The organism is Pseudoalteromonas maricaloris, from assembly GCF_024746855.1.
GTDB classification, from domain to species: domain Bacteria; phylum Pseudomonadota; class Gammaproteobacteria; order Enterobacterales; family Alteromonadaceae; genus Pseudoalteromonas; species Pseudoalteromonas maricaloris.
Genome location: NZ_CP024625.1, coordinates 317,295 through 341,112 on the forward strand (window position 1 = coordinate 317,295; position 23,818 = coordinate 341,112).

General features: G+C 44.3%; 21 protein-coding genes and 1 riboswitch. Of the genes, 12 read left to right on the plus strand and 9 right to left on the minus strand.

The features are described from left to right. Positions 1–232 precede the first annotated feature (232 nt). Complete coding sequence (locus CTT31_RS01240; protein WP_260491807.1) at positions 233–2,188, plus strand: LTA synthase family protein; 1,956 nt, start codon at positions 233–235, stop codon at positions 2,186–2,188. A gap of 168 nt (positions 2,189–2,356) precedes the next feature. On the opposite strand, the gene CTT31_RS01245 is transcribed toward CTT31_RS01240, so the two are convergent. Next, complete coding sequence (locus CTT31_RS01245; RefSeq protein WP_211859061.1) at positions 2,357–3,004, minus strand: DUF2959 domain-containing protein; 648 nt, start codon at positions 3,002–3,004, stop codon at positions 2,357–2,359. A 136-nt stretch (positions 3,005–3,140) separates the two neighbouring features. Here CTT31_RS01245 and CTT31_RS01250 point away from each other — a divergent pair, with 136 nt between their 5' ends. From CTT31_RS01250 to dtd, 3 genes are read left to right on the plus strand one after another with little or no spacing between them, the layout of a single operon-like run. Continuing rightward, positions 3,141–4,043, plus strand: coding sequence for a virulence factor BrkB family protein (locus CTT31_RS01250; protein ID WP_045962271.1), 903 nt, complete (start codon positions 3,141–3,143; stop codon positions 4,041–4,043). A gap of 42 nt (positions 4,044–4,085) precedes the next feature. Next, the gene (locus CTT31_RS01255) at positions 4,086–5,030 is read left to right on the plus strand and encodes an alpha/beta fold hydrolase (protein WP_260491808.1); all 945 of its coding nucleotides are present in this window, start codon (positions 4,086–4,088) and stop codon (positions 5,028–5,030) included. Positions 5,031–5,049: 19 nt separating this feature from the next. Next, positions 5,050–5,490, plus strand: coding sequence for a D-aminoacyl-tRNA deacylase (gene dtd / locus CTT31_RS01260; protein ID WP_211859064.1), 441 nt, complete (start codon positions 5,050–5,052; stop codon positions 5,488–5,490). Between the two features lie 33 nt (positions 5,491–5,523). Here dtd and CTT31_RS01265 read toward each other — a convergent pair whose 3' ends face one another. Continuing rightward, positions 5,524–6,213, minus strand: a complete 690-nt coding sequence (locus CTT31_RS01265; RefSeq protein ID WP_211859065.1) for a spermidine synthase — start codon at positions 6,211–6,213, stop codon at positions 5,524–5,526. A gap of 173 nt (positions 6,214–6,386) precedes the next feature. On the opposite strand from CTT31_RS01265, the gene CTT31_RS01270 reads away from it, so the two are divergent. Next, entirely contained in the window at positions 6,387–7,286 is a 900-nt protein-coding gene (locus tag CTT31_RS01270) for a bifunctional GNAT family N-acetyltransferase/hotdog fold thioesterase (protein WP_069018843.1), read from the plus strand. Positions 7,287–7,358: 72 nt separating this feature from the next. Here the strand turns inward: CTT31_RS01270 and CTT31_RS01275 are convergent, their stop codons facing one another. The 5 genes from CTT31_RS01275 to dapA all read right to left on the minus strand — a co-directional run bounded on the left by CTT31_RS01275 (position 7,359) and on the right by dapA (position 12,550). Continuing rightward, positions 7,359–8,381 carry a phospholipase A gene (locus tag CTT31_RS01275; RefSeq protein ID WP_211859066.1) on the minus strand — a complete coding sequence of 341 codons (1,023 nt, stop codon included), beginning with the start codon at positions 8,379–8,381 and terminating at the stop codon, positions 7,359–7,361. Between the two features lie 213 nt (positions 8,382–8,594). Continuing rightward, complete coding sequence (locus CTT31_RS01280) at positions 8,595–9,707, minus strand: succinylglutamate desuccinylase/aspartoacylase family protein (protein ID WP_211859067.1); 1,113 nt, start codon at positions 9,705–9,707, stop codon at positions 8,595–8,597. Positions 9,708–9,709: 2 nt separating this feature from the next. Continuing rightward, on the minus strand, positions 9,710–10,915 hold the full coding sequence (locus CTT31_RS01285; RefSeq protein WP_260491809.1) for a PLP-dependent decarboxylase: 1,206 nt from the start codon (positions 10,913–10,915) through the stop codon (positions 9,710–9,712). Next, positions 10,915–11,655, minus strand: a complete 741-nt coding sequence (locus CTT31_RS01290; RefSeq protein WP_211859069.1) for a 2,3,4,5-tetrahydropyridine-2,6-dicarboxylate N-succinyltransferase — start codon at positions 11,653–11,655, stop codon at positions 10,915–10,917. The genes CTT31_RS01285 and CTT31_RS01290 overlap by 1 nt, the downstream gene beginning before the upstream one ends. Positions 11,656–11,665: 10 nt before the next feature. Next, on the minus strand, positions 11,666–12,550 hold the full coding sequence (gene dapA, locus CTT31_RS01295; protein WP_211859070.1) for a 4-hydroxy-tetrahydrodipicolinate synthase: 885 nt from the start codon (positions 12,548–12,550) through the stop codon (positions 11,666–11,668). Positions 12,551–12,665: 115 nt separating this feature from the next. Then, positions 12,666–12,844: riboswitch (Lysine riboswitch) on the minus strand. Positions 12,845–12,986: 142 nt separating this feature from the next. Here dapA and CTT31_RS01300 point away from each other — a divergent pair. Further along, the gene (locus CTT31_RS01300) at positions 12,987–14,711 is read left to right on the plus strand and encodes a response regulator (RefSeq protein ID WP_211859071.1); all 1,725 of its coding nucleotides are present in this window, start codon (positions 12,987–12,989) and stop codon (positions 14,709–14,711) included. On the opposite strand, the gene CTT31_RS01305 is transcribed toward CTT31_RS01300, so the two are convergent. Continuing rightward, positions 14,697–15,314: a hypothetical protein gene (locus CTT31_RS01305; protein WP_211859072.1), complete on the minus strand. Its 618-nt coding sequence runs from the start codon at positions 15,312–15,314 to the stop codon at positions 14,697–14,699. The genes CTT31_RS01300 and CTT31_RS01305 overlap by 15 nt on opposite strands. Before the next feature lie 166 nt (positions 15,315–15,480). Further along, a complete protein-coding gene (locus tag CTT31_RS01310) occupies positions 15,481–16,356 on the minus strand; it encodes a TraB/GumN family protein (RefSeq protein WP_211859073.1) in 876 nt (291 codons plus the stop codon). Positions 16,357–16,884: 528 nt separating this feature from the next. Here CTT31_RS01310 and ilvG point away from each other — a divergent pair. From ilvG to CTT31_RS01340, 6 genes are all read left to right on the plus strand, one after another. Then, a complete protein-coding gene (ilvG, locus tag CTT31_RS01315; RefSeq protein WP_260491810.1) occupies positions 16,885–18,546 on the plus strand; it encodes an acetolactate synthase 2 catalytic subunit in 1,662 nt (553 codons plus the stop codon). Then, entirely contained in the window at positions 18,543–18,785 is a 243-nt protein-coding gene (gene ilvM, locus CTT31_RS01320) for an acetolactate synthase 2 small subunit (RefSeq protein WP_010376329.1), read from the plus strand. Before ilvG ends, ilvM begins: the two co-directional genes overlap by 4 nt. A 20-nt stretch (positions 18,786–18,805) precedes the next feature. Next, positions 18,806–19,729, plus strand: coding sequence for a branched-chain amino acid transaminase (locus tag CTT31_RS01325; RefSeq protein WP_010607766.1), 924 nt, complete (start codon positions 18,806–18,808; stop codon positions 19,727–19,729). 92 nt (positions 19,730–19,821) lie between these two features. Further along, positions 19,822–21,678 (plus strand): dihydroxy-acid dehydratase, encoded by a 1,857-nt coding sequence (ilvD, locus tag CTT31_RS01330; RefSeq protein ID WP_010607767.1) that lies wholly within the window; start codon positions 19,822–19,824, stop codon positions 21,676–21,678. Between the two features lie 2 nt (positions 21,679–21,680). Then, positions 21,681–23,222 (plus strand): threonine ammonia-lyase, biosynthetic, encoded by a 1,542-nt coding sequence (ilvA, locus tag CTT31_RS01335; protein ID WP_130125743.1) that lies wholly within the window; start codon positions 21,681–21,683, stop codon positions 23,220–23,222. Positions 23,223–23,279: 57 nt separating this feature from the next. Further along, a complete protein-coding gene (locus tag CTT31_RS01340; protein ID WP_211859076.1) occupies positions 23,280–23,714 on the plus strand; it encodes a hypothetical protein in 435 nt (144 codons plus the stop codon). Positions 23,715–23,818: the final 104 nt, after the last annotated feature.

Here is a 23,818-nt window from a genome sequence, read left to right on the forward strand (position 1 = left end):
ACGCGAGCTGCGCTACATTTGTTATTCTACGCTGTTGTCACAAGGTGGCTTGTAACCAAAATTTCTTCTCAGTTATCTAAAAATCCTATTTTTCCTTAATTATCCTTCCCCATGCTATAGCTTCTCATCGTAGTCATAAAATTGTAAAAAATAGTAAACACTTACCTGTAAAGCCTCCCATATAAACCTTAAATTGGTACAATTGTTTATTACAATTTGCAAAGGACATTCAATGCAAGCTTCTTTTAGCGCACCAAAGGTGGGGCGGTGGTACCTTTTTATTACTGAGAGTTGGAAGATACTTTTATTATGGCTGAGTGGGGTATTTCTACTTATGTCATTTAGAGTTTTCTATCTCTTTAACTTTAAAGAAAAAGTATCGTATGATCTTACGCTTGGCCAACTGTTTGATGCCTTAGCTACCGGTTTTAAATTTGACTCCTCTGCTGCTGGAGTTTGTCTCGCTATTCCTTTTTTGCTGAATTGTTTCCTACAGCCTTTGCGATTAGATAATTGGGTTAGACGAGCACGTAATACGATAGGGCTAATCTATCTGAGTGTTTTTGTATTATTAGGAATCTGCGGGATAACTTATATCAGTGAGTATGGAACTCAATATAATTATTTTATGCTGGAAGGGTTATATGATGATCAGCAGGCCATACTGAGCACCGCGATTCAGCAGTATAAACCTTGGGGTAGTTTGTTGAGCATAGGTGTACTGCTAACTTGCGTGGTCGCATGGACTCGTTTTGTGGATAAAAGAAACTATCGCTTACTAATAAATATTTGTCCGAAGAGCAGAATCAAACAAGCAGTTATTTCGATATTGGTGTTTGTTATGTTCGTTTGCGCCGCTAGAGGTTCATTTGACTCCCGTCCTGCATCGAGAAAGTGGTCAGCTGTTACCACTGATCCATTTGTAAACAATTTAGTTATTAACCCATTTCGCAGTTTCTTCTACGCGATACAAGACTACGGTGAATTAAATCAGCTCACTACGTCAAGTACTAACCCTTATTTAGCCGATAAGCATGAGGTTGATGTTGCGCTGCTAAATAATGAGACTCGTAGTATGGGGCCCTTAATTCAAAAACCTTCTCGCATTTTTTACATTGTGATGGAAAGCTTTGATTCTTGGCCTCTGCAGGATAAATATAGGGATTTGGCGCTAACAGAAAATTTTCATCGACTAAAAGCAAAGGGTATTTACGTTGAACAAGCATTGCCTGCTGCTTCAAGCACAATGAACTCATTATCCAGTCTAGTTACAGGGATTCCATTTAGTGGTATTAACATGAGCCGCCTCACGAGTAAGGCTCATACTTACTCGCTAATCCATTTGATGGAGGGACAAGGTTATACATCACAATTTTTTTATGGTGGCTTATTGTCTTGGCAAACAGTAGGTGATTTTATGAGTAGACATGGCGTCGATCATATTTATTCGGCGGCAAATGCAGGAGGTAAGGGCAGTGCCGGTGTATGGGGGGTTGATGATGGGCAGCTATTTGATCTCGTTAGCCAGTCAGTGCCAGAAAATAGCTTTAACTTGATTATGACTACTAGCTATCACGGTCCATTTAATTTGGATTTATCAGCTAGTGATTATCCTTGGAAAAATGGAGACTACCCAGCCCAGTTTCAGCTAATGGGTGATGAGGTGCTATCTGCCAACACTCTTGGGCACTTGTGGTATTCAGATCAAATGATGGGACAGTTTGTTGATAATATGCAACGCAAATATCCTGATGCGCTATTTATCATTACTGGAGATCACTACAGCCGCCGCTATTTTCATGCTAAGCCTAACTTGTACGAACTTACCCATGTCCCAATTCTTTTACTGGGGCAAGGGGTTTCACCTAAATTGAGTAACCGAACAATTGCTTCACATATGGATATCACAGCTACAATTATGGACTTGATAGCGAGGCCCAACACATCATTTTCTAGTTTTGGCCATTCACTTGTTGGTTCTGAAGCACCAGAAAATGTTTTTGGATATAAAACAATTCGAGATACGGAGCGAGTTTGGAAACAAGGTGATGGTGAGCAGTTTTATAGCTATCAGGTTAACCTAAAACTGGGTGCTCAAAATGTTGAGCAGCAAGTACCAATCCTTGAATATCAAACTTATATGGCTGCTGCATGGCAATTACTTATGGGGAGTCCTACTCCTCATTAAATTACGACACGGGTCAATATTGCCTGTTTAATTCGAAGGCCATACTAGTCTCCTGATTAGTATGGTCTTTAATCGTATTCGCATAAGTGCAAGTCAATATAGCGGTGAGACATGCCCTTTTGGATTACGCTATTTAGTCTTATTTTTAACCCGTAATGACTAAGATACTCAAGCTCTACGTGCATTCATCTCAGCAATAAACTTGTTCGAATCTTCAATAGAGCGGTTCATATCTGCGATTAGGGCGCTAATATCACGCTTTAACCCCGTAAACTCACTTTTAATAGCGCTTACCGCCTGTGCATTTAGGTTGTGCTTAAGGTACAGCACATTATCTTGTAGTGAGTCGAGCACGGGCTGCATTTTGGCTTCACTGCTGCGCATTGAGCGAAGTAAGCGTTCAAATTGGCGCTGTGTTTGACTTAATTGCTTAGCACTCTCACGTTTTAGGTTTGCACTCGAATATTGCTCAAGTTCATCTTGCCACTCGTCAAATAGTGCGTTTGCCACGTCTTCCACTTTGTCTATATTGCTACTTACTTCAGCTGCAGCGGCAAGGGATGATTGGTAGTCATCGTTAAGCAGGTTATAGGCTTCTTGTAATTCACCACCATTAAAATTAATTAAGGTGGTGAGTCTTTCCAATGCCGATTGAAACTCTTTTTGTGATTCCTCTTGGGACTCCTTGGTTTCTTCGACACGATCCACCAATATCTCGCGTTTATGCACACCAAACTTTTCCATGGTGGCGTAATAGGCACTTTGGCAGCCAGTAACAAGTAAAAGTAACACTGCGCTTAAGGTGAGTTTCTTCATTTGCACTCCCGGGCTCTAGAAGGTCAATAATCAGTAAGTGGCCATGTGACCGTCGTTATATATTACTATTTAGCGCTATAAATTATGGCGGGGATTGTTATGATGTGTAAAGTGATCCATGAATATTAACTTGATTATGATGCAAAGAATAACCGAAATGAAGGTCGTAGCACTGCGATTCTTACATTCTCAGCCTAGCTGGTGGCGTCGCTATAGTAAGCGGTGTATTGAGGACCAGATCACGGTCAACGCCGGCTATTTAGCGTATGTCACTCTGTTATCCTTAGTTCCCTTAGTTGCGGTGGGTGTAGCAATTTTTTCGGCGTTTCCTGGATTTGAAGATACGCGTTTTGCAATTGAAAACTTTGTGTTCAATAACTTTGTGCCAACATCGACGGACACCATTAAAGAACACATCAGTGCATTTACTGGCAACGCGAATAAGATGACAGCTGTGGGGGTGAGTTTTTTGGCCGTCGTGGCTTTATTACTTATTCGTAATGTTGACACCACACTCAACCGTATTTGGCGAGTGAAGCAAAAGCGTCCGTTGATGATTTCGTTTGCTATTTATTGGATGGTGCTCACGCTTGGCCCTGTGCTATTGGGCGCGAGTATTGGTATGACATCTTATATCGTTTCTTTAGTGACATTTGCCGATCAAGGGATCCCAGGGTTTAGTGGTGCACTAATTAAGATGTTGCCCTATTTAATTTCTATGGTTGGCTTCATCATGCTCTATACTTTAGTACCAAATACCAGTGTGTCATTTCGAGCCGCGGTTCCTGGCGCTTTGTTTGCAGCTTTGTTATTTGAGCTAACGAAAAAAGGCTTTGCATTATACATTAGCCATTTTCCCTCATACGAAGTTATCTATGGGGCGCTTGCGACAGTACCTATTCTTTTTGTTTGGGTATATTTATCTTGGATAGTGGTGTTGTTAGGTGCGGAGTTTACAGTGTGCTTAACCCAAGATATGGAAGCCGCAGGATTAGATACAAGCTCGGAGTTTGACCCACCAGACGCGCAGGGACTTTAGCTTTTACCGATAACGGTTAGCTTAAGCCCCCAAGGGGGAGTTATGAGCTTATTGTATCAACATGGCGATGCATTGCGTCGCTTTCATCTCGCGGTAGGTGAAGGACATCAATTGGGCATAGAGGAATATGGCTGTAGTGATGGCACACCACTTATCATGCTGCATGGTGGCCCAGGTCAGGGCCATTCTCGTAATGTACTCGGTTATTTCAATCCGCAAAAATACCGCATTATCCTGTTTAGTCAGCGAGGCTGTGGCAACTCAACGCCTGCTGACTTTGGTAATATAAATACCGCGAGCCTGCTGAAAGATATTCACACCATTCGTGCGCATTTAGGACTGCAAAAGGCTGTACTCGCTGGGGAATCTTTCGGTGCCATGCTGGCACTTCTTTATGCTGAGCAACATCGTGAAGATGTCTTGGGGATGGTGTTGTGGTCGAGTTTTTTGGGCAATGAGGCGGATCTTCATTGGCTTTATGGTAGCCAAGGTGCCCCCGCGCAAATTTATCCAGAGCAGTATCTTGCCTTTGCACAAGGTGCACAAACTGTGGAATCCTTGCTAGACCATTATCATTCGGCACTCTTTGGCGAGGATGAATTACTCAAAAGAAAAGCGGCACAGCGCTGGTGTGAGTGGGATAACCTGATCACAACAGATAGCGATACACAAGGTATTAGGCTCTGCAAAGCAGACAAACAGCTCAGCAAAGCACAGCATATGGTGCATTTTTTTAGTCACCAGTGCTTTATCAAAAAACAACAAATTACAGCAGATGCAGATCAGCTCAATCACTTACCTATCTGGTTTATTCACAGTCGGCATGATTTAATGTGTCGATACGCACCGGTTCATCAGTTAGCACAAAGCATTAAGGCGCAGTTGTTGATTTTGAATGGAGTTGGGCATTGTAGTGTTAACCCCGTTTATGCAGAAGCGATAAGGCGAGCGGCTGATCTATTACTGTGCAAAATTCAGCATCATTAGCAGTCACAAGAGGTAGGTAGTGCAAGGACTAATTCAAAGGGTCAGCGAAGCAAAGGTAGAAGTAGAGGGTAAGATTGTAGGTCAAATCGATAAGGGAATATTGTTACTATTAGGCGTTGAAAAGTCGGATACAGAGCAAACGGCGGATAAGTTACTGCACAAGGTTAGTAACTACCGTATTTTTACTGACGACAAGGGAAAAATGAATTTAAGTTTAAAAGACATTGAAGGCGAACTATTAGTTGTATCGCAATTCACCTTGGCGGCAGACACCAAGAAAGGCATGAGGCCAAGTTTTTCGAGCGCAGGAACACCTGAGCAAGCGAATACACTCTACGAATACTTTGTGGCTCAAGCCAAGGCCGCAGGGTTGAAAGTCGCGACAGGACAATTTGCTGCGGATATGAAGGTGAGTTTACTGAATGACGGCCCTGTGACTTTTAACTTTAGTATTGAATAGTGATTTGACGTAAAAATCTAAGATCAACAAATGCTAGCGTTTAACTTCGATAATCATATTGGCGTAGTCCGGCACTTTTTCGATAAAGGGCTTTTTACCAAAGTTGGTAATTAATAAGTGTTGAAGTTGCTTGAGCTGCGACTCATGCTCAGTTAAAAAGTTGATATACAGTCGGCCTCCATCATTAATAGCAGCTCTGAGTAGACGATAAAACTGGTGCTGAAACAAGAAAATGGGAGGCTCAAGTTCGCTAAATAAATCGAGCACAATCCAATCGTAGCGTTTGCCTTGTTGCAACGCTTTAAATACATCGACACAATTAACATCGCACAAAGGGTCGCCACCAAAGTAGCGTTTGTAACAATGGATCACATCTGGGTTGTTATCTATGGTGGTAATGTGACAATCTGGATAAGTGGCATTGAGGTAATCACGGATTGCACCTGCGCCAAGACCCAGCTCTAGTACGCTGGTTGGCGGGGTGACTTGCTGCCAGCGACTCGCGAATGTTTTTAAATGAGGAAATAACAAGTGCTCCGGGTGGTTTAACTCCACAACGGATTGTAATGTGTTGTTTATCAGAAGCCATCTTAACGATTTCTCTTGCCGCACTTGGATGCTATTTCTGCCTTGTTTATGCCAATATAGCAAGTGTCCTAGCTGGTGGCTCCGGTCCACAAAATCGTTGCTGATAGTGCCTGAATGCGTAATAAATTCTCCCATGATAACATCATCATAGACGAGGATTTTGTGAATGCCAGCTTGTCCACCAGTTTTTACACTAAAGGATAAGTGTTTTGGCGCATTTTATTCCCTACACTGGGCTTATCTTGTAGGGTGTATCCGTACTAGATTCAAAGTCGTTTAACAGGCTAATAACAAAACAGGAGTCAGTGATGTTTGAGGTAACTTCACCACAAAGCAGCGAAGATTGGCAAGCCTATTACCAGTTACGCTGGCAGGTGTTAAGAGCGCCATGGGATCAACCTCGTGGCAGCGAACAGGATGATTTAGAACAAGAAGCTGAACATCGCTACATTAAAAATAATGATGGTGAAGTGCTAGGCGTAGCTAGGCTCCATTTTAACAATCATAAGCAAGCACAAGTACGCTATATGGCCGTTGCAGAAGGGCATCGAGGTCATCACTTAGGTAGTCGTTTGCTACACGAGCTTGAGGTTATTGCTTGGACGCAAAAAGCAGAAGAGCTAGTTTTGTATGCTCGTGAGCGCGCGTTATCATTTTATGAGCGTCATGGCTATGAAGTGGTTGAAAAGGCACATTTAGCCTATGACGATGTGCAGCACTGGAAGATGGTAAAACAACGTCCTACGGAGCCAGGCTGGTTTAGACAACCAAATTGGACCCATGTATTACAAAATACTTGGCGCGAGTCTATTCCAATCAGTGATGCGATGGGAATTAAAGTCGAAAGCTATACAGACTGGCAGTTTTCCACTAAGGCTGACTTAAAAGCGAACCTCAACTTACACAACTCGATGTTTGCAGGCTCTATATATAGCATGGCGACGCTAACGGGCTGGGGAGCGACTTATTTGGCACTTAAGGAACTTGGGTTGGAGGGAGATATTGTGTTAGCTGATGCCAATATTAAATATCTAAAACCTTTAACCACAGCACCAGCGGCAACGGTTACCATTGCGGACTGTGAAGGTGAATTACAAGCGCTAGAGACGGCTGGCAAAGCAAAATATGTGGTGCCAGTGAATGTCTATGATGGCGACATGCTAGTTGCTAAATTTGAGGGGCAATTTGTGGTGATAAAACCGCAATAAGTAGAGAATTATTCTCAGCTTTCCAAACGAAAAAGCTCTGAGTGTTCAGAGCTTTTTTGTATTCGAATGCGCTTAAAGAATATCAGTGAGCAACACGCCAATACCAAGCCTTTGGGTATGTGTGTTGTAGTCTATTAAGCTTTCGCCGTAACCATTAAAGTATTGTGCGTAGCCGCGCAGTCTTCCCCAAATCGGGAATGACCAGTCTAGCTGAATTGCACCGCGATTATCACTGTTTAAGTTATTGCGCCACATAAAGCCAAACTCATGCTCCTCGTGACGATACACCCCGCTAAACTCGAAATGACCTAAGTACTCGTCGATGTTTGGATTGTCGTCTCCGCGTGGATCCAAGGCATCTTCTTTGTCGTCTTCAGGTAAGCGATACCAAGGTTTAAAGCTGAATACAAAGCCTCGGTTTTCCCAGATAAAATTCGCATAGATACGATTCCAGGAGCGGGAATTTGGTTGACTGCGACCGTTAGATTGGTGGGAAATCCCAAGTACAAAGGCCATCTCATCGCCCCACAGCACGTTTTCATCATCTAAAAAGTTAATCCAAAAGATTTCTGGTTCATAGTTGGTTTCACGAAATGGCGAAGACACATCTTTGTTATACAGCTGCCAATACGATTGCAGCGTAAAAGCAAAATAGATTGCCTGATCTTTATCCGAAAAGTTTTTATAAATAGGCGCTTTTAACGAGATTTGGTATTTGGCTTCAAAGTTGTCGATTGGCTCGCCGTCTTCATCGTCAATGGCTTTTAGACCGTCGAATGGTCTACTGTTGACGTTGGTCATATAAGAAACTGGCAAAATATAGTTACGCTTATGTGGTGTTAATACATTACGGTTCTTTTCAGTTACACGTTCGCGCGCCATGCGTTTATCTAATTGGCTTAAGGTTTTATCTGCATCAGCCTCGGCACATTCGGTACGGACCTGTTCTATGGTTTTATCTTTTTCTCCAGTTAATACCGCGTTTAGCACGCACTGTTTGACTAAATCTATTTCATCTTCCTGTTGGGCTTCTTGAGCGTAAAGTGGCAAGGTAAGCAAGGCTAAAGCCGGTATTGATAAGTATGTAAGTTTCATCCTGTGTGCGCCGAGAGTAAGTACAATTGATTACATTATTAATCAATGATAATGAAAGGGAAATGAATCTCGAAGGTCAAAAATGTCAGAAAGCGAAATACGGTCGAATAAGAAAAAGGTGGCGGCTATCGCCGCCATACCTTAGTAAGCGTTAAGCTAAACAAGCAGAGCTTATTTGCTTTGACTTACTCTCACGCAATAAAAGTACTCGAGTTAAAGTGTTTCAACTTGAGTAAAGAAATTATAAAGCTCAGTGCCTTGATTCACACTAGCAGAGGCAAAGTGCAAAATGGCGATGGCATCTTCGTCCAACTTGATCTCATTTAAGGACGTTTCTGATAAATAGCGCTCCATTCTGAGAATTTTGGCGATGGTTTGACCTGCCTTGATATGCTCTCCAAGCTTTGCCGTATATTCCACCATGCCACTCATTGGTGCATAAAAGGTGCGATAATTCTCTAGTCGACAGACGTAACGGGTGATGTTTTGTGGCATAAAGTGCGCATCTTGAAAGGCCTGTTTATGGTTCAGGTAGCTCAAAATGCTATTAGCGTCATCCAATGCTTCCGCTAGATCAATTTTTTCTTGAGAGCCAAGTTCAACCGTAAACGCTTCTGTTAATACTGGGATCTCTCGGCCTATAGCTTGATAGGCTTGCTGCAAGTTCCACCATGGACAAAAACTTGCTTCATCCATTGCTCCACCAAAGTCACTTGGAATAAGTAACACATGCGGAATATCAAAATATCGAGCGCTGTCTTTTGCATACTCAGGACAATACAGGTGTTTTGCTGAAATTGGCCCCGTGTGAAGGTCTAAAACAATGTCAGCTTCATGAGCTAGACGTTGTAAATTCAAGGCGATGCGCTTACCCGTTGTCAACCTATCTAAGGGCCCATCAAGTAGCGCTTGGGTGTGCTCAACTAATTGTTGGCGAAATTGCTGAGTGATTTCTGTAATTGAAAGCGTCGGATTTTGCTCCACAAACTCGGCAACCAGCCCGGAATGGTTTATGTACATCCGATTCCAATTCGTGCCTGTAATTGGATCAAAACGTCCTAAGGTAAACTCACCAGATTTCTGATTACAACCAATCGGGTTTGCGTAAGGCACTAAGGTGATGTCCGCTTTTAATGACAATTGCTTCAACTGTTCCAGCAGTTGATAAATCACTGCATTACCTTGCACTTCGGCGCCATGCATATTTGCTTGGATATACACCTTTGGCCCACTGCCATCGCCTTTGATGCGATAGACTGGAATAGTCAAAGGCAAGCCGTTGGCAATTTCACCAACCTGAATATGTTGTTGTGTAATGGTATTCATGTTTACCTCAAATAACTTGAAGCGGGCTCTGCTTCACGGACACAGCTGATTTCTCCAGCTGAGATGATGTACTCAGCTGGGAGCTCATGACATAGAAAGAACGGCATACTTTCGGTGTAGCCGTAAGCGCCACACTGACTGAAAACAAGCCAATCGCCATCGGCACTGTCGCTTGGTAAGGCTAGGGTGCCTAATTTATCCAATGCTGTGCAAAGTGGGCCATGAATATGAAAGTCTGTGGTCTCAGCTTGAGACTGGCGTAACAATTCAGCGGGGAAAGCTTGTCCGGTAACCGCTGGACGCAGCAGGTGATTGACACCGCCTGCGACGATCAGTTGTTGTTCACCATAGTTTTGCTTTTGTTCCACCACAGGGTTGAGATAAAAACCACATTCGCCAACCGCATAGCGGCCTAATTCCATCCATAACTCTTGCACTTGCGTGGCGGATTTTATCAAGGCGAGCGTGTCTAATAATTTCTGCCAATCGAGAGAAGGGCTTCGCCTATCATAGGGAATGCCAAGGCCGCCACCTAAGTCGAGTACCTTTAGAGTAATATCTAAATCAGCAGCGAGCTGAACTAAAGGCGCAACCATAGCCTGCCAAAGTTCAGCGAGTGTATCGCTGCAGAGCATATTGCCCCACTGGAAAATATGCAGTCCGACAAAGTCTAGGTGGGTGTAGTCACTTAAAGTTAGGGCTTGCCACAGCTCTGCACCAAGACCAAAAGGAGTAAGCGTATTGCCACCAAGTGGATTGTGCTCTGCTTTATCAAAGCGTAATTGCACCCGCAGTAAAACTTCAAATTGAAGCTCAAACTCTTCGGCCACTTGATTTAACCAGCGTACTTGATTGTGGCTTTCAGCCACGAAAATACGTACGCCTTGTGTTGCAAAATGGCGGATCTGCTTTAGCGATTTGGCAGGGCCGGTGTTGAGCACGCGTTCAGGAGCGATCCCTTGAGATAACACTTGATCAAGCTCGCCGCTAGATGCCACATCAAAGTTAAACCCAGCGTTATCTAGGGTTTCAATGATATGTGATAACGGATTCGCTTTTACGGCATACCAAAGCTTAACGATTTGCTGATCAACTAAGGGCTTAACATGCGCACTTAGCTTATCTAAATCGTAGCAAAAGAAAGGCGTATCTTGTTGCTGGATCAATGCCTCAGCTGCAGTTCGCTGTGACGTGCTCAACCAAGTCATTAGCGTAGAACCTCTTCCAGCGCCAGTGATGCATCACTTTGTTCATCACGGTATTTTACGATAAGTGCGCATGACATACTTAATCCTTGCGCGCGAGCCCACTCACTTGAAGCTGGACGAGAGCCTGGGATCACTATCGCGTTTTCAGGGATGGCTTCACCTTTGTCAAGCAAGCGCTCGTTCACGCAATCATAGACAGGAATACTTGCTGAAAGGCGCACGCCCGGTGCTAATACGGCACCGCGTTTAACAACAACCCCTTCAACCAATACACAGCCTGCACCAATAAAGGCATCGTCTTCAACAACAACAGGACTTGCTCCAACTGGTTCTAATACACCACCCACTTGCACAGCTGCGCTAAGGTGCACATTTTTACCAATTTGCGCGCAAGAACCAACCAACGCATGACTATCTACCATAGTACCTGAATCAATATAGGCACCAATGTTGACATAAGCCGGTGGCATAATGATTGTGCCGGCTGCAACGTAAGCGCCACGTCTTACACTGCTTCCGCCAGGAACCATACGAACGCCATCTTGGGTAGCAAATCCGCGTGGTGCTAAGTTGTCTTTATCAACAAATCCACCTGGGAACTCCGTATTTACGCCATTTCTAAATGCTTCAAGGATCCCTTGTTTTACTTCTACGTTAGCATGCCAATGGCCTTGCTCATCCTGTGTTGCCGCACGTACTGTGCCATTTTCTAAATCGTTTAGTAGGGTTAACCAGCTCATGTTTACTGCCTTAGTTCCAAGATAAAATCGTTTTGTTCGCGCGAGTGATCGCATCGGTATGGGTGAGTTCCAAATGTGTCAGTGGCGGGCGCAAGTTTGGACTTGTGAGCTTCCCTTGCAAGTGCATTAACACTTTGACTGGAATGGGATTTGCCACTGCAAATAAGCTATTTGCAGCTTCTGACCAGGTGGTAAATAAATTAGGAGAGGTGCCGCTTAACGAGCGCCTTACAAATTCTGCGGTTTGCTGTGGCCATGCGTTTGCCGCAACAGACACCAGACCCGTTGCACCTGCTTGTGCAAAGTAGGGCATTAAGCCATCGTCGCCGCTATAGATGGCGACATCAGGCGCTGCCTGACGAAATGCTTCAAAGGTGGCAATATCACCACTGGCTTCTTTTAGTGCCCACAGATTAGGGTGGCAAGCTAGCTCGCCGAGTAGTTCAGGGGCGATAGCAACGGCACTGCGACCGGGTACATTGTAGAGCATGCAAGGGTTGTGGCTCTCATTAAGTAGTGTACTAAACCAATGTGCCAGACCAACTTTGCCGGGCTTTGCGTAGATTGGTGAGCCAAGTAAGAGCGCATGAATGGGCTGCGTATTACAAAAGCGCACCCATTGTGTTTGCTGCTCAAGATTACTGCCGCCAACGGCAACCATAAGTGGTACGCTTGGGGCTAGCTGGCAAACAAACTCAACGATTTGTTGCTGCTCTTGTTGGGTAAGCGCAAGGCCTTCGCCGGTACTGCCTAGTAAAAGAATACCGTTACGAGCTTGCTCTTGATCGCGTACAAGCGTCGTTAATGCGCTAAAATCAACCTGATTTTCAGCATCAAAAGGCGTTACTAAAGCCGTCCACAACGGATAGTCAGATAAGTTGAATTGTGATTTCATCTCTACCGAACTTAAATCATGTTCGGAGTTAGGAGAGTGTCCAAACTTCGAACCGTTAAAATTCGAAGAGCAATGGACTTAAAAAGGATAAGGCAGCCAATGGCCTTATTTTTCTAAGACCAGAAGCTCTCCACCAAGTATGTTGGTGACAGTCGCTGGGATTCAGCCCAGTCGCCCGAAATGAGTATTAGCAAACAATAACTCAATTTCTCGGCGTATATTCCCCTCACTAAGCTGCAACGGAGTTTGCTCTCCTTCACTTAGTTACCTGAATAACGCACCTCTTCCAGCCCTTAGTTTGACGCCGTGGCATCAAACTATCTAAATAGGGTGAACACGCATTGAAACATTTTGGCCGTCTAGGTGTCAAGCATCGGACTGTAAATAATACGATTGTTAACTACACTTAACATTGCAGCTGAGACAATGCTATGAGATGAAAAACAAAAATATGTCGTTAATAAATAAAGTTAAAAATCGTTATATCGGGGCATTACTTGCTATGGCTATATTGCTGTCGATGGCGATGGGGATTATGCAGTACTTGCTGTATCAGCAGAGCCAAGACGCGCACGTAATTAATATTGCCGGTATGCAGCGGATGTTGTCCCAGCGTATTGCGCTTTATAGTGCACAAGAGGATAAAAAAGACAGTGAGGAGCTACGTCAAACCATTGATAAATTTGAGAGTAATCATGAGTTTTTAACTAAAACAGAGGGGGGGGAGGCTATTTATCTGAATGAGGCGCTTGCCGCGCTTTACTACCAAGAGCCAGTGCAATTGGATTTACAAAGTAATACTTTTGTCACTTTATCAAGGTCTCAGTTACAGCAATCCACTCCTCAATTAGTGGAACAACTCTTTACTGCATCTCAGCATTTACTCCCCAATCTTAATGAGGCCGTTTCACTATTTGAGCAGCATGCACGAAGTAAAACAGAAATGGTGAGGAAAATAGAGTTGTTAATTTGGCTGCTTGGACTGTTGCTGCTGTTTATAGAAGCGAAATTTGTATTTCGCCCAATGGCGCGAGAAATTGCTGAAGCACTAAATAAATTAGAGGTCGCAAGAAAGCTTGCCGACGATGCACTACACTCAAAATCACGATTTTTAGCACGTGTTAGTCACGAGCTAAGAACGCCGTTGCAGGCCATTCAGGGGTATTTAGATGAATATCTGAGAAACAAAGAAATCCAACATTTACAACATGTGAAAAGCGCAGTAAATCAATTGGATGTATTACTTTATTCGGTTCAAGACTTTAATAACCTTTCCGAGCAAGAAGTGGTCATTGAGCGTCATCAAGTCGCGTTGCGAGAAGTAATAAAGTCAGCCTGTATTGCCTTTCAACTAACCGCACACAAGAAATCTCTCGCTTTTAATTTGGCATTGAGTAATGAGTTAGATGTGACTTGTTATTGTGATTGTAAGCGTGTTGGTTGGTTGATCGGTGAATTGGTTAATAATGCAATTAAATTTACTGAGCGTGGCAGCATTCAAGTATTTGCGGATTTGGTTGTAGATGAAGATACGCCATATTTAGAGTTTGTTGTTGAAGATACTGGGCCTGGGTTCGACTATCAGCAGTTGCGAGAAGCTGTGCATAGCGAGCATTTTCAAGGCACGCAGTTAGGGCTGAAGCGTTGCCAATTACTCACCTCAGCGCTTGGAGGACGATTAGGTTTTATTGCGAGGGAGCCAACAGGTACAAGAGCAACCTTGAGAGTCCCGATTGAAATTGACAACCAACAGACGCTGGCTCGTAAAATGGAGCCAGTGTCAGCTCGTATTTTACTGGTGGAAGATAATTTACTAAATGCGCGCGTGATTGAAAAAATGCTTCAGCCCATAGCCAAGTTGGTAACGCATGCCGAACATGGTGAAGGTGCCCTTGAAGTCTATGAGGTGGGTAAGTTTGATATCGTGCTTATGGATTTAAATATGCCAGTGATGGATGGCTTTGAAGCCACTGAGCGTTTGAGAGCACTAGATCCAACCGTGCCTATTTTGGTCGTGACCGCAAATACTAATGCGGAGGATCTGGATAAGGTCTATGCACTTGGCGCAACGGCTCATTTGTATAAGCCGTTGCAACCGGATGTGCTGCATAGCAAAGTGGCGCTATTACTGAATGAGTGTGGAGACTTAGTCTCGTCTTAAACGAATATTTCCAACCCCGACTTCTGCATCGATGGAATATTGACCTTGACCACGATAGTCTGTTGTAGAGCCAACCATACTCTTTTTGGCAGTCTCTACGTTGCCAAACCCTGATATTGCCGTTTTACCAACACCTGAATCTAAAGACACCTTTTTGAAATCGGTGGCGGTAGTCTCAATTTTAATTTTTCCTACGCCTACCTCTAAATCAGCAGAGTTATTAAGATCTTGAATATCAATTTTGCCAACACCAACCTCAACATCTAAGGCCAAATTAACAGGCACCTTAACTTGCCAAGATAGTTCATAATCATCTGAATTGATCTCGAGTGATAATCTATCCCCTGATGTGTTGCTGTTTAGGGTAGCTTCACTTACATCTGGTTTACCAAACCAACTGTCTGACTCTTTCGGTTCAACCAAAATTTCGACCTCTATGGTGTTGCCGTTGTAAGTTTGTAGATCGATTTTACCTACGGCAATATCCACTTCTAACTCGGCTAGACTATTGCTTGGGAATGATGCTGTAATGGTTTTTGAATCTTTTGCTTGTGCAGTCATTGCCGCTGCACTTAATGCTAAAACTAACGCTAACTTTTTCATTATTTTTTACCTTCAACGAGAGTGTTTGAAAGGTGAGTCGCAAATAAAAATGAAAAGGTTTAAAAAGATTTTTATTTTTTTAGGGCGTGTTGATGGAAGTACCTGTTTAACACGCCCACAAAGTAAAAAGTAAACTACTTACCTTTTAGCAAGATAACGCTGAGCGTTATAGTCGGGTGACTGAATAACCATTGTTTTTAAGTTGCTCAACAAGGCCATACTTTTCAACAAGATGTAATGCACCAACGGCAATAAACGTTGATTCATTAGGGAGCTGTTTTTTAAGCATTTGCACCCAGTTATTATTGCGTTCAATGATCATCAGTTGCTCGGCTAATTTGCCGTATTTATCATCCGAAAAACTTACCTGGTAGTAATGCGATAACTTCTCCAAATCGCCGCTTCGCCACGCGGAAACTAAATCCAAGAAATAGGTATTCAAATCAGACATCTGTGCAAATGTTTCCTTGAGCATAGCGTCACTATGAATACTCAGCTGACTGAACATTTCAAGCTGATATTCTAAGGTTTCAAATTCACCAATTGGGATCTTCTTTTCGTTTGCGTAGGCAATTACTTGTTTATCGATGCCATTGGTATCGGTAAATCCAAGCTTTTGATATTCCAGTTGTAGCATAGTTATCATCACGGCCCATGGTGCGTAGCGTTCAAATAAGGCGATATCTATCTGCTTTTTGGAAAAGTAGTCTTGTAGCTTCTGATAGACTTCTGCAGAGAGCTGATCTTTTAGTGTTTGGTTGTTTTTTAACAACATAAATGGCATGGAGCGCTGTTGGATCGCAAACGGAGAAAGCGCCTCTAAGTTCACTTCAACCATGACTTTATCACTGCTCGCAATGGCGCTTTTTACCTTGGCTGGTAAACCTTGCATTTGTTTGTCACCGACGTGGACGGTACCAAATAAGTACGACATTTTGTTGCCCTTTTCTATTTTCCACAGGCCAACTTCTGCGTTGGCGAGATTACTGAAAAGGCTTAAGCAAAGATAAATAAATAACAATGGTGAAAATACTTTAACCATAGTAATGATCCCTGTTGGTTTTAAAGGGTCAGTCTGCGATATCGAAATGTGAATGTCACTAAAAAATGAAGTGCGCTTAGGCGGTAGAAAAAATTTCATATAGGCAAATCGAGAAAGTAAATTTTTCGTTATATCGAAATTGAACCAATAGAAAATTCGCATTTTAAAATGTGTGGTTGTTTTAATTCTTTAGTTTGTGATTTTTTGGTTTTTTTATGCGTTAAAGTCAGTTTTTTAATTTTAAATAGCATAGTTTTTTGTGTTGACTTCAGTGTGCAAGGCGCGGTATTAATAGAAAAAGAGGCAGCACAGTGCTTACACTGAATGATTGCCAAGTTTAAATTTACGGAATTCAAGCAATGTTACTAACAGCAACTCTACTAGTCGTGATTATCAACGTGGTGATTATTATTACCGCGGGGGCTAGTTAGTGCTGTAAGAAAAGTATCAGCATAAACGCCCCCCGCACCAAAAGGTTCGGGGGGCGTTTTCGTTTTAGGGCATAAAAAAGGCAACTGAGAGCAGATCATGAGCAATCCAACAACCGGCGCACAACTTGTTATCAAGGTGCTAGAAGAGCAAGGCGTTAAACACGTATTTGGTTACCCAGGTGGTGCCATCATGCCCATTTATGACGCTTTGTATGGCGCGCCAGTTAAGCATTATTTGACTCGTCATGAGCAAGGTGCTGGTTTTGCTGCTGTTGGGTATGCTCGCAGTACAGGTAAGCTTGGGGTTTGTTTCGCCACTTCTGGACCCGGCGCGACGAATCTTATCACCGCACTTGCTGATGCCATGATGGATTCAGTTCCGCTATTGGCTATCACTGGGCAAGTGCCGACCGCCGCTATCGGTTCGGATGCCTTTCAAGAGGTGGATGTACTGGGCATGTCTCTGTCATGTACCAAGCACAGCTACATGGTTGAGCGAGCGGAAGACTTGGCTGAGGTATTACAAGAAGCCATGTACTTAGCGCAGTCTGGCCGGCCCGGTCCGGTGTTGGTCGATATTCCTAAAGATATCCAGTTAGCTAAAGTACCTTTTCATCCTTTTGCTGCGCCACAAGACGAACAGCCGAAGGTTTCGCAAACTGAAGTAGCAAAAGCCAATCAATTATTATGTGATGCTAAACGACCCGTTGCCTACATTGGTGGTGGCGTGCAAAGCGCCGATGCGCAGTCACAGCTGATGCAATTTTTAGAAAAGACCCATATGCCAGCCGTATCGACGCTAAAAGCTTTGGGCAGCGTAACCCCAGATTATGATTATGACTTAGGAATGCTAGGTATGCACGGTACTCAAGCGGCGAATCTGGCGGTTCAGCAATGTGACTTGCTGGTATGTATCGGGGCGCGATTTGATGACCGTGTAACGGGGAATTTGGCAAAGTTTGCTGCAGGGGCAAAGGTGATCCATTTAGATATCGACCCTGCAGAAGTGGGTAAACGAAAACCCGCAGCCGCTTCGCTTATTGCAGATTTAAAACAGTCATTGCCGCAACTTGAATGCGTGGTTACGAACACCGAATGGTTAGAGACCATCGAAGCACTGCAACGTCAACATGCGTGGCGTTATGACTATCCTGGCGAAAAAGTATTTGCACCGTATTTGTTAAATCAACTGAGCCAAAAGCTACCCAATACAGCGGTAGTGTGCTGCGATGTAGGCCAACATCAAATGTGGGTGGCGCAGCACATGAAATTCAGTCATCCAAGCAATCACTTAAGTAGTGGCGGCGCAGGCACGATGGGATTTGGCTTACCAGCTGCAATTGGTGCACAGATAGCACGTCCAGATAACACAGTGATCACGGTATCTGGCGATGGCTCCATCATGATGAATATTCAAGAGTTGGCAACCATCCGCCGTAATAACCTGCCAGTTAAAATATTAATATTAGACAACCAAAGGCTGGGTATGGTGAGACAGTGGCAGCAACTCTTTTTTGACGGTCGTTACAGTGAAACCGACCTGTCAGACAATCCAGATTTTGTCTCATTGGCTGCCGTATTCGGTATTCCTGGGCAGACAATTACTCATGCAAACCAAGTAGATGATGCCGTTGACGCCATAGTGAATGCGCAAGGGCCCTATATTTTACATGCTTGTATCGACGATAAAGAAAACGTATGGCCGCTTGTTCCACCTGGTGCTGCCAATGATGAAATGATGACGGAGAGCCTTTCATGAAACACCATTTAACCGTTGCAGTAAAACAACAGAGCATCGCAGTGGAGCGCTTTTTACGCGTAGCCAGACATCGCGGATTTCGCTTAACGAATTTGGAATTACAAGGTCAAGATGACTTATTCCACGTCAAAATGACCGTAGATAGTGACAAACCTATCTATTTATTAACCTCACAACTGAGTAAGCTAGTAGAAGTGCAAGCGGTTGACTTGCATACACTACAGAAACAGGCAATTTAGAAGAATTAAGGTAGTTAACAATGACACAAACATCAGAAGTAATTTGGCATAACGGTGAAATGGTTCCTTATTTTCAAGCGACCACCCATGTGCTTAGCCATGCTTTACATTATGGCAGCTCAGTTTTTGAAGGGATCCGTGCTTACGATACGCCAAATGGTCCAGCTGTTTTCCGCTTAACCGATCATATTCAACGCCTCTTTGATTCCGCGAAGATCTACCGTATGGAAATTCCTTTTACCAAAGAGGAAGTAATCGCAGCGTGTAAAGAGACAATCCGCGCAAATGACTTTACCAATGCTTACCTTCGTCCATTTGCATTTTTGGGTCATGTAGGTCTTGGTTTAAACCCGAAATCTCACCGTGCAGACATGACAGTCGCTGCGATGGAATGGGGTGCATACCTTGGTGAAGAAGGCTTAGCGCAAGGTGTTGATGTGTGTGTTTCTTCTTGGAGCCGCCTTGCACCAAATACCATGCCTACCGCGGCTAAAGCGGGTGGTAACTATTTATCTTCACAGCTGATTTCAGGTGAGGCGAAGCGTAATGGTTATGTTGAAGGGATCGCACTTGATGTTAATGGTTACCTAAGCGAAGGTGCTGGTGAGAACTTATTTGTTGTGAAAAAAGGCGTGCTTTATACCCCGCCAACCACAGCTTGTATTCTACCTGGTCTTACGCGCGACACTATCATCCATTTGGCAAAAAAACGCGGTTATGAAGTACGTGAAGAGCCAATCGCTCGTGAAGCGCTTTATCTTGCTGATGAGTTCTTTATGGTTGGTACCGCAGCGGAAGTAGTACCTGTTCGCAGCGTAGACAAGATTACCGTGGGTAATGGTGGTAGAGGTCCAATTACGGAAGAGTTACAGCAGGCATATTTCGCTTTGGTTAAAGGTCAAGCTGATGACGAAAATGGCTGGTTAGAATACGTAAACGAATAATTTTATTGGAATCGGGGCCAAGCGTCCCGAACAAAAGCGCATTGTAAATTGTGGGAATGAGGAACTCGGCAAAGCCGAGAAAAAGGTGAAGCATGGCTAAATTACGGAGCAAGACAACTACTGAGGGCAGACAACGCGCGGGTGCTCGTGCATTGTGGCGAGCAACGGGAATGACGGACAGTGATTTCCATAAACCGATCGTTGCGGTCGTGAATTCATATACCCAATTTGTTCCGGGTCATGTTCACCTCAATCAACTTAGCGCATTGATGGCTGATGCGATAACAGAAGCAGGCGGCGTACCCCGCGAATTTAATACCATTGCTATTGATGATGGTATCGCCATGGGCCACGGCGGCATGCTTTACTCGCTTCCGTCTCGAGACTTAATTGCAGATTCGGTAGAGTACATGGTTAATGCTCATTGTGCTGATGCCATGGTCTGCATTTCTAACTGCGACAAAATCACCCCAGGCATGCTACTTGCTGCATTGCGGTTGAATATTCCGGTGATCTTTGTTTCTGGCGGCCCGATGGAAGCGGGAAAAACTCGTTTAGCGGATATCGATCTAAAATTGGATCTTGTCGACGCTATGGTGAAAGGCGCAGATCCAACCGTGAGTGATGAAGATTCTGAGCAAGTTGAGCGCTCTGCTTGTCCTACTTGTGGTTCGTGTTCAGGCATGTTTACTGCCAACTCCATGAACTGTCTATTAGAAGCGCTGGGCTTAGCGTTGCCTGGTAATGGTACGACACTAGCTACACACAAAGACCGCCAACAGCTTTATTTGGGCGCAGCAAAGCGCATCATGGCTTTATGTGATGAGTACTATGGTAAAGACAATGAGCAAGTGCTGCCACGCAACATTGCTAACCAAGCCGCATTTATGAACGCCATGACATTAGATATCGCGATGGGCGGTTCATCTAATACCGTGCTGCATTTATTGGCGGCAGCGCAAGAAGGCTTTGTCGATTTTGATATGAATGACATAGACCGCTTATCTCGTAGCACACCGTTTTTGTGTAAAGTTGCTCCGGCAACACAGCAATATCACATTGAAGATGTTCACCGTGCTGGCGGCATTATGGCCATTCTCAACGAGCTGGCCAGAGGCGATAAGTTGGACTTGTCGGTGGGACATGTTGCTGGCGGAAATCTAGGTGAAGTTATTGCGCGTTGGAATGCCGCAGACCGTGATAATGAGCGGGCACAAACTTTCTATCGCGCGGGACCAGCTGGGATCCGCACTACCCAAGCTATGAGCCAAGAGTATCGCTGGGATGAGCTTGATTTAGACCGTGAAGGCGGCTGTATTCGCTCCATCGAGCATGCCTTTAGGCAAGATGGCGGCCTTGCTGTATTGAAAGGTAACTTAGCGCCTGATGGTTGTATCGTGAAAAGTGCCGGGGTGGCCGATGAAATGCTGCGCTTTACGGGGCCGGCTGTAGTATTTGAATCTCAAGACGATGCCGTCGAGGGGATACTGGGTGGCCAAGTTAAGAAAGGTGATGTAGTGATCATTCGCTACGAAGGGCCTAAAGGTGGTCCGGGTATGCAAGAAATGCTGTACCCAACTAGCTATCTTAAATCGATGGGGCTAGATAAAGACTGCGCTTTACTTACCGATGGTCGTTTTTCTGGCGGTACTTCTGGACTTTCTATTGGCCATGCGTCTCCAGAGGCTGCCAGTGGTGGCAATCTGGCGCTGGTTGAAAACGGCGATGTTGTCGCTATCGACATCTATAACCGCAGTATTGACGTTAAACTGGACGACACCGAGTTGGCGTTGCGCCATGAAAAGCAACTCGCTCGTGGTAAAGAAGCGTACAAACCAGTTAACAGAGAACGTTATGTGAGTCCCGCGCTAAAAGCCTATGCACTGTTAGCAACGAGTGCAGACAAAGGCGCGGTACGTGACTTACAAAAACTAGAGGAGTTAGGCTAGCGATGGTTTCCCAAGAGCTTGATTACTTTAGAGCCATTATTCAGGCGAATGTGGCACCGCTCGTTGAGGTAACGCAAGTGAATCAACTAGAGCAAATGTCAGCCCAGCTTGGTAACCAAATTTGGCTGAAAAGAGAGGACCAACAGCCGGTCTATTCTTTCAAATTGCGTGGTGCGTATAACAAGCTACGTCAGTTGCCGAAAGGATCGCGGGTGTATACCGCTTCTGCGGGTAATCATGCTCAAGGGGTTGCACTAAGTGCAACGCATCTAGGTCAGCACGCCACGATTGTTATGCCTGTGACTACGCCAGAGATCAAGGTCAACGCGGTTCGTAAGCTCGGTGGTGAAGTGATCTTACACGGCCATCACTTCGATGCGGCAAAGCAGTACGCGCTAGATCTTTGTGCAGCGCAAAATGGTGTTTTTGTCCCGCCATTTGATGATAAAGATGTGATCATCGGCCAAGGTACGGTGGCGCGAGAGTTAATTCAGCAACTTGATGAACTAGACGTCGTATTTATTCCCGTAGGAGGTGGGGGGTTGCTTGCGGGAATGGCAGTGTATTTGAAGTCACTTCGCCCTGATATCCGTATTATTGGGGTAGAAGCTGAGGACAGTGCATGCCTTAAAGCTGCACTTGAAGCGGGAGAACCTGTGGAGCTTGAGCGAGTCGGTGGCTTCGCGGACGGCGTGGCGGTAAAGCTTATTGGTACAGAAACTTTTCGATTAGCACAAAAGTTTTGTGATGAAGTCGTGACGGTTAATGCCGATGAAATTTGTGCGGCGGTTCAAGATATTTTTGTGGAGACGAGAGCAACTGCAGAGCCTTCTGGCGCGTTATCAACCGCGGGTTTGAAGAAGTGGCTCACGCAAACGGGTGAAAAGGGGCTGAGTGTTGCGGCTATCTTGTCAGGCGCTAATTTAAACTTCGATCGGTTGAGATATATCGCCGAAAGAACGGCGCTAGGTGCTAAACATGAAGCATTGCTCGGGGTGACTATTCCAGAGGAAAAAGGCAGCTTTAAGCGTTTTTGTCACTCTCTTGGTGGCCGAGCGATCACCGAGTTTAATTATCGCTATGCTGGCTGTGGCGAAGCGCAAATTTTTGTTGGTGTTGGGCTTAGAAATGGCCAACAAGAGCTAACCGAGTTAACTGCCTCGTTGCATCAAAATGGCTATCTGTTTGATGACTTATCAGATAACGAACTGGCAAAGTTACATGTGCGATATATGGTAGGCGGCAAACCGCCGAGCGTCATGAATGAACGTTTATTGCGGTTTGAATTTCCTGAATATCCAGGCGCATTAGCGCGCTTTTTAGACATGCTCGGCTGTAATTGGAATATTACTTTATTTCATTATCGCAATCACGGTGCGGCACAGGGGAATGTATTAGCCGCTTTTGAAGTAGAGCCCAGTGATTATGAGCGCTTTGATGAACATCTTGCAAAGTTAGCGTATCAGTTTCAAGAAGAAACAGATAACCCGTGTTTTACACGCTTTTTGCATGGCGAGCAGTTAGCAAAGCAAAAGGCTGGATAATAAGTACTGAATTAGGTACGCTGGTCATGAAAGTATCTAATTTTATCAGTGGATTACATGATTAGAAAAAGAAAAAACAAGGACATCTTCATAACGTTAGTTACAAGGCTTGTATTACTTGCGGGCTTATATTTTGGTGCGAGCGCGCTTTGGCCAGATCTGATCGAGCACACACTTTTCTTGCCAATTGTGTTTGCAATTACAGTGATATCGGTCGTATTCCAAGGTGGTACAGGTACCAACAGACGCCCAGAGCAAATGTTATTAAAAGAGGGCGAGAAGTTAATGCTCATCTACGGGGCAAATAAAATTATGATGCCAATAGCGCAAGTTGAGTCTGTCGCTATTGATGATAATTACCTTGGGATCATCGAGAAGAATAATGGTAATGGCTATGACATTATGTGCAAAGGCAGCCAGGAGCAGATCTATCATCACCTTAAGAACATACTAGGTACACATATAGAGAATTGCAACGTACAGCTGCTTTGAACCCTAGTCAGTTAAAGTAGTACTTAACTCACTTTCATATTCAATACTTACCCAATCTTAATGGCAGCCTGAGCACCTTAAACTATAGTTAGCTATTATCAGTT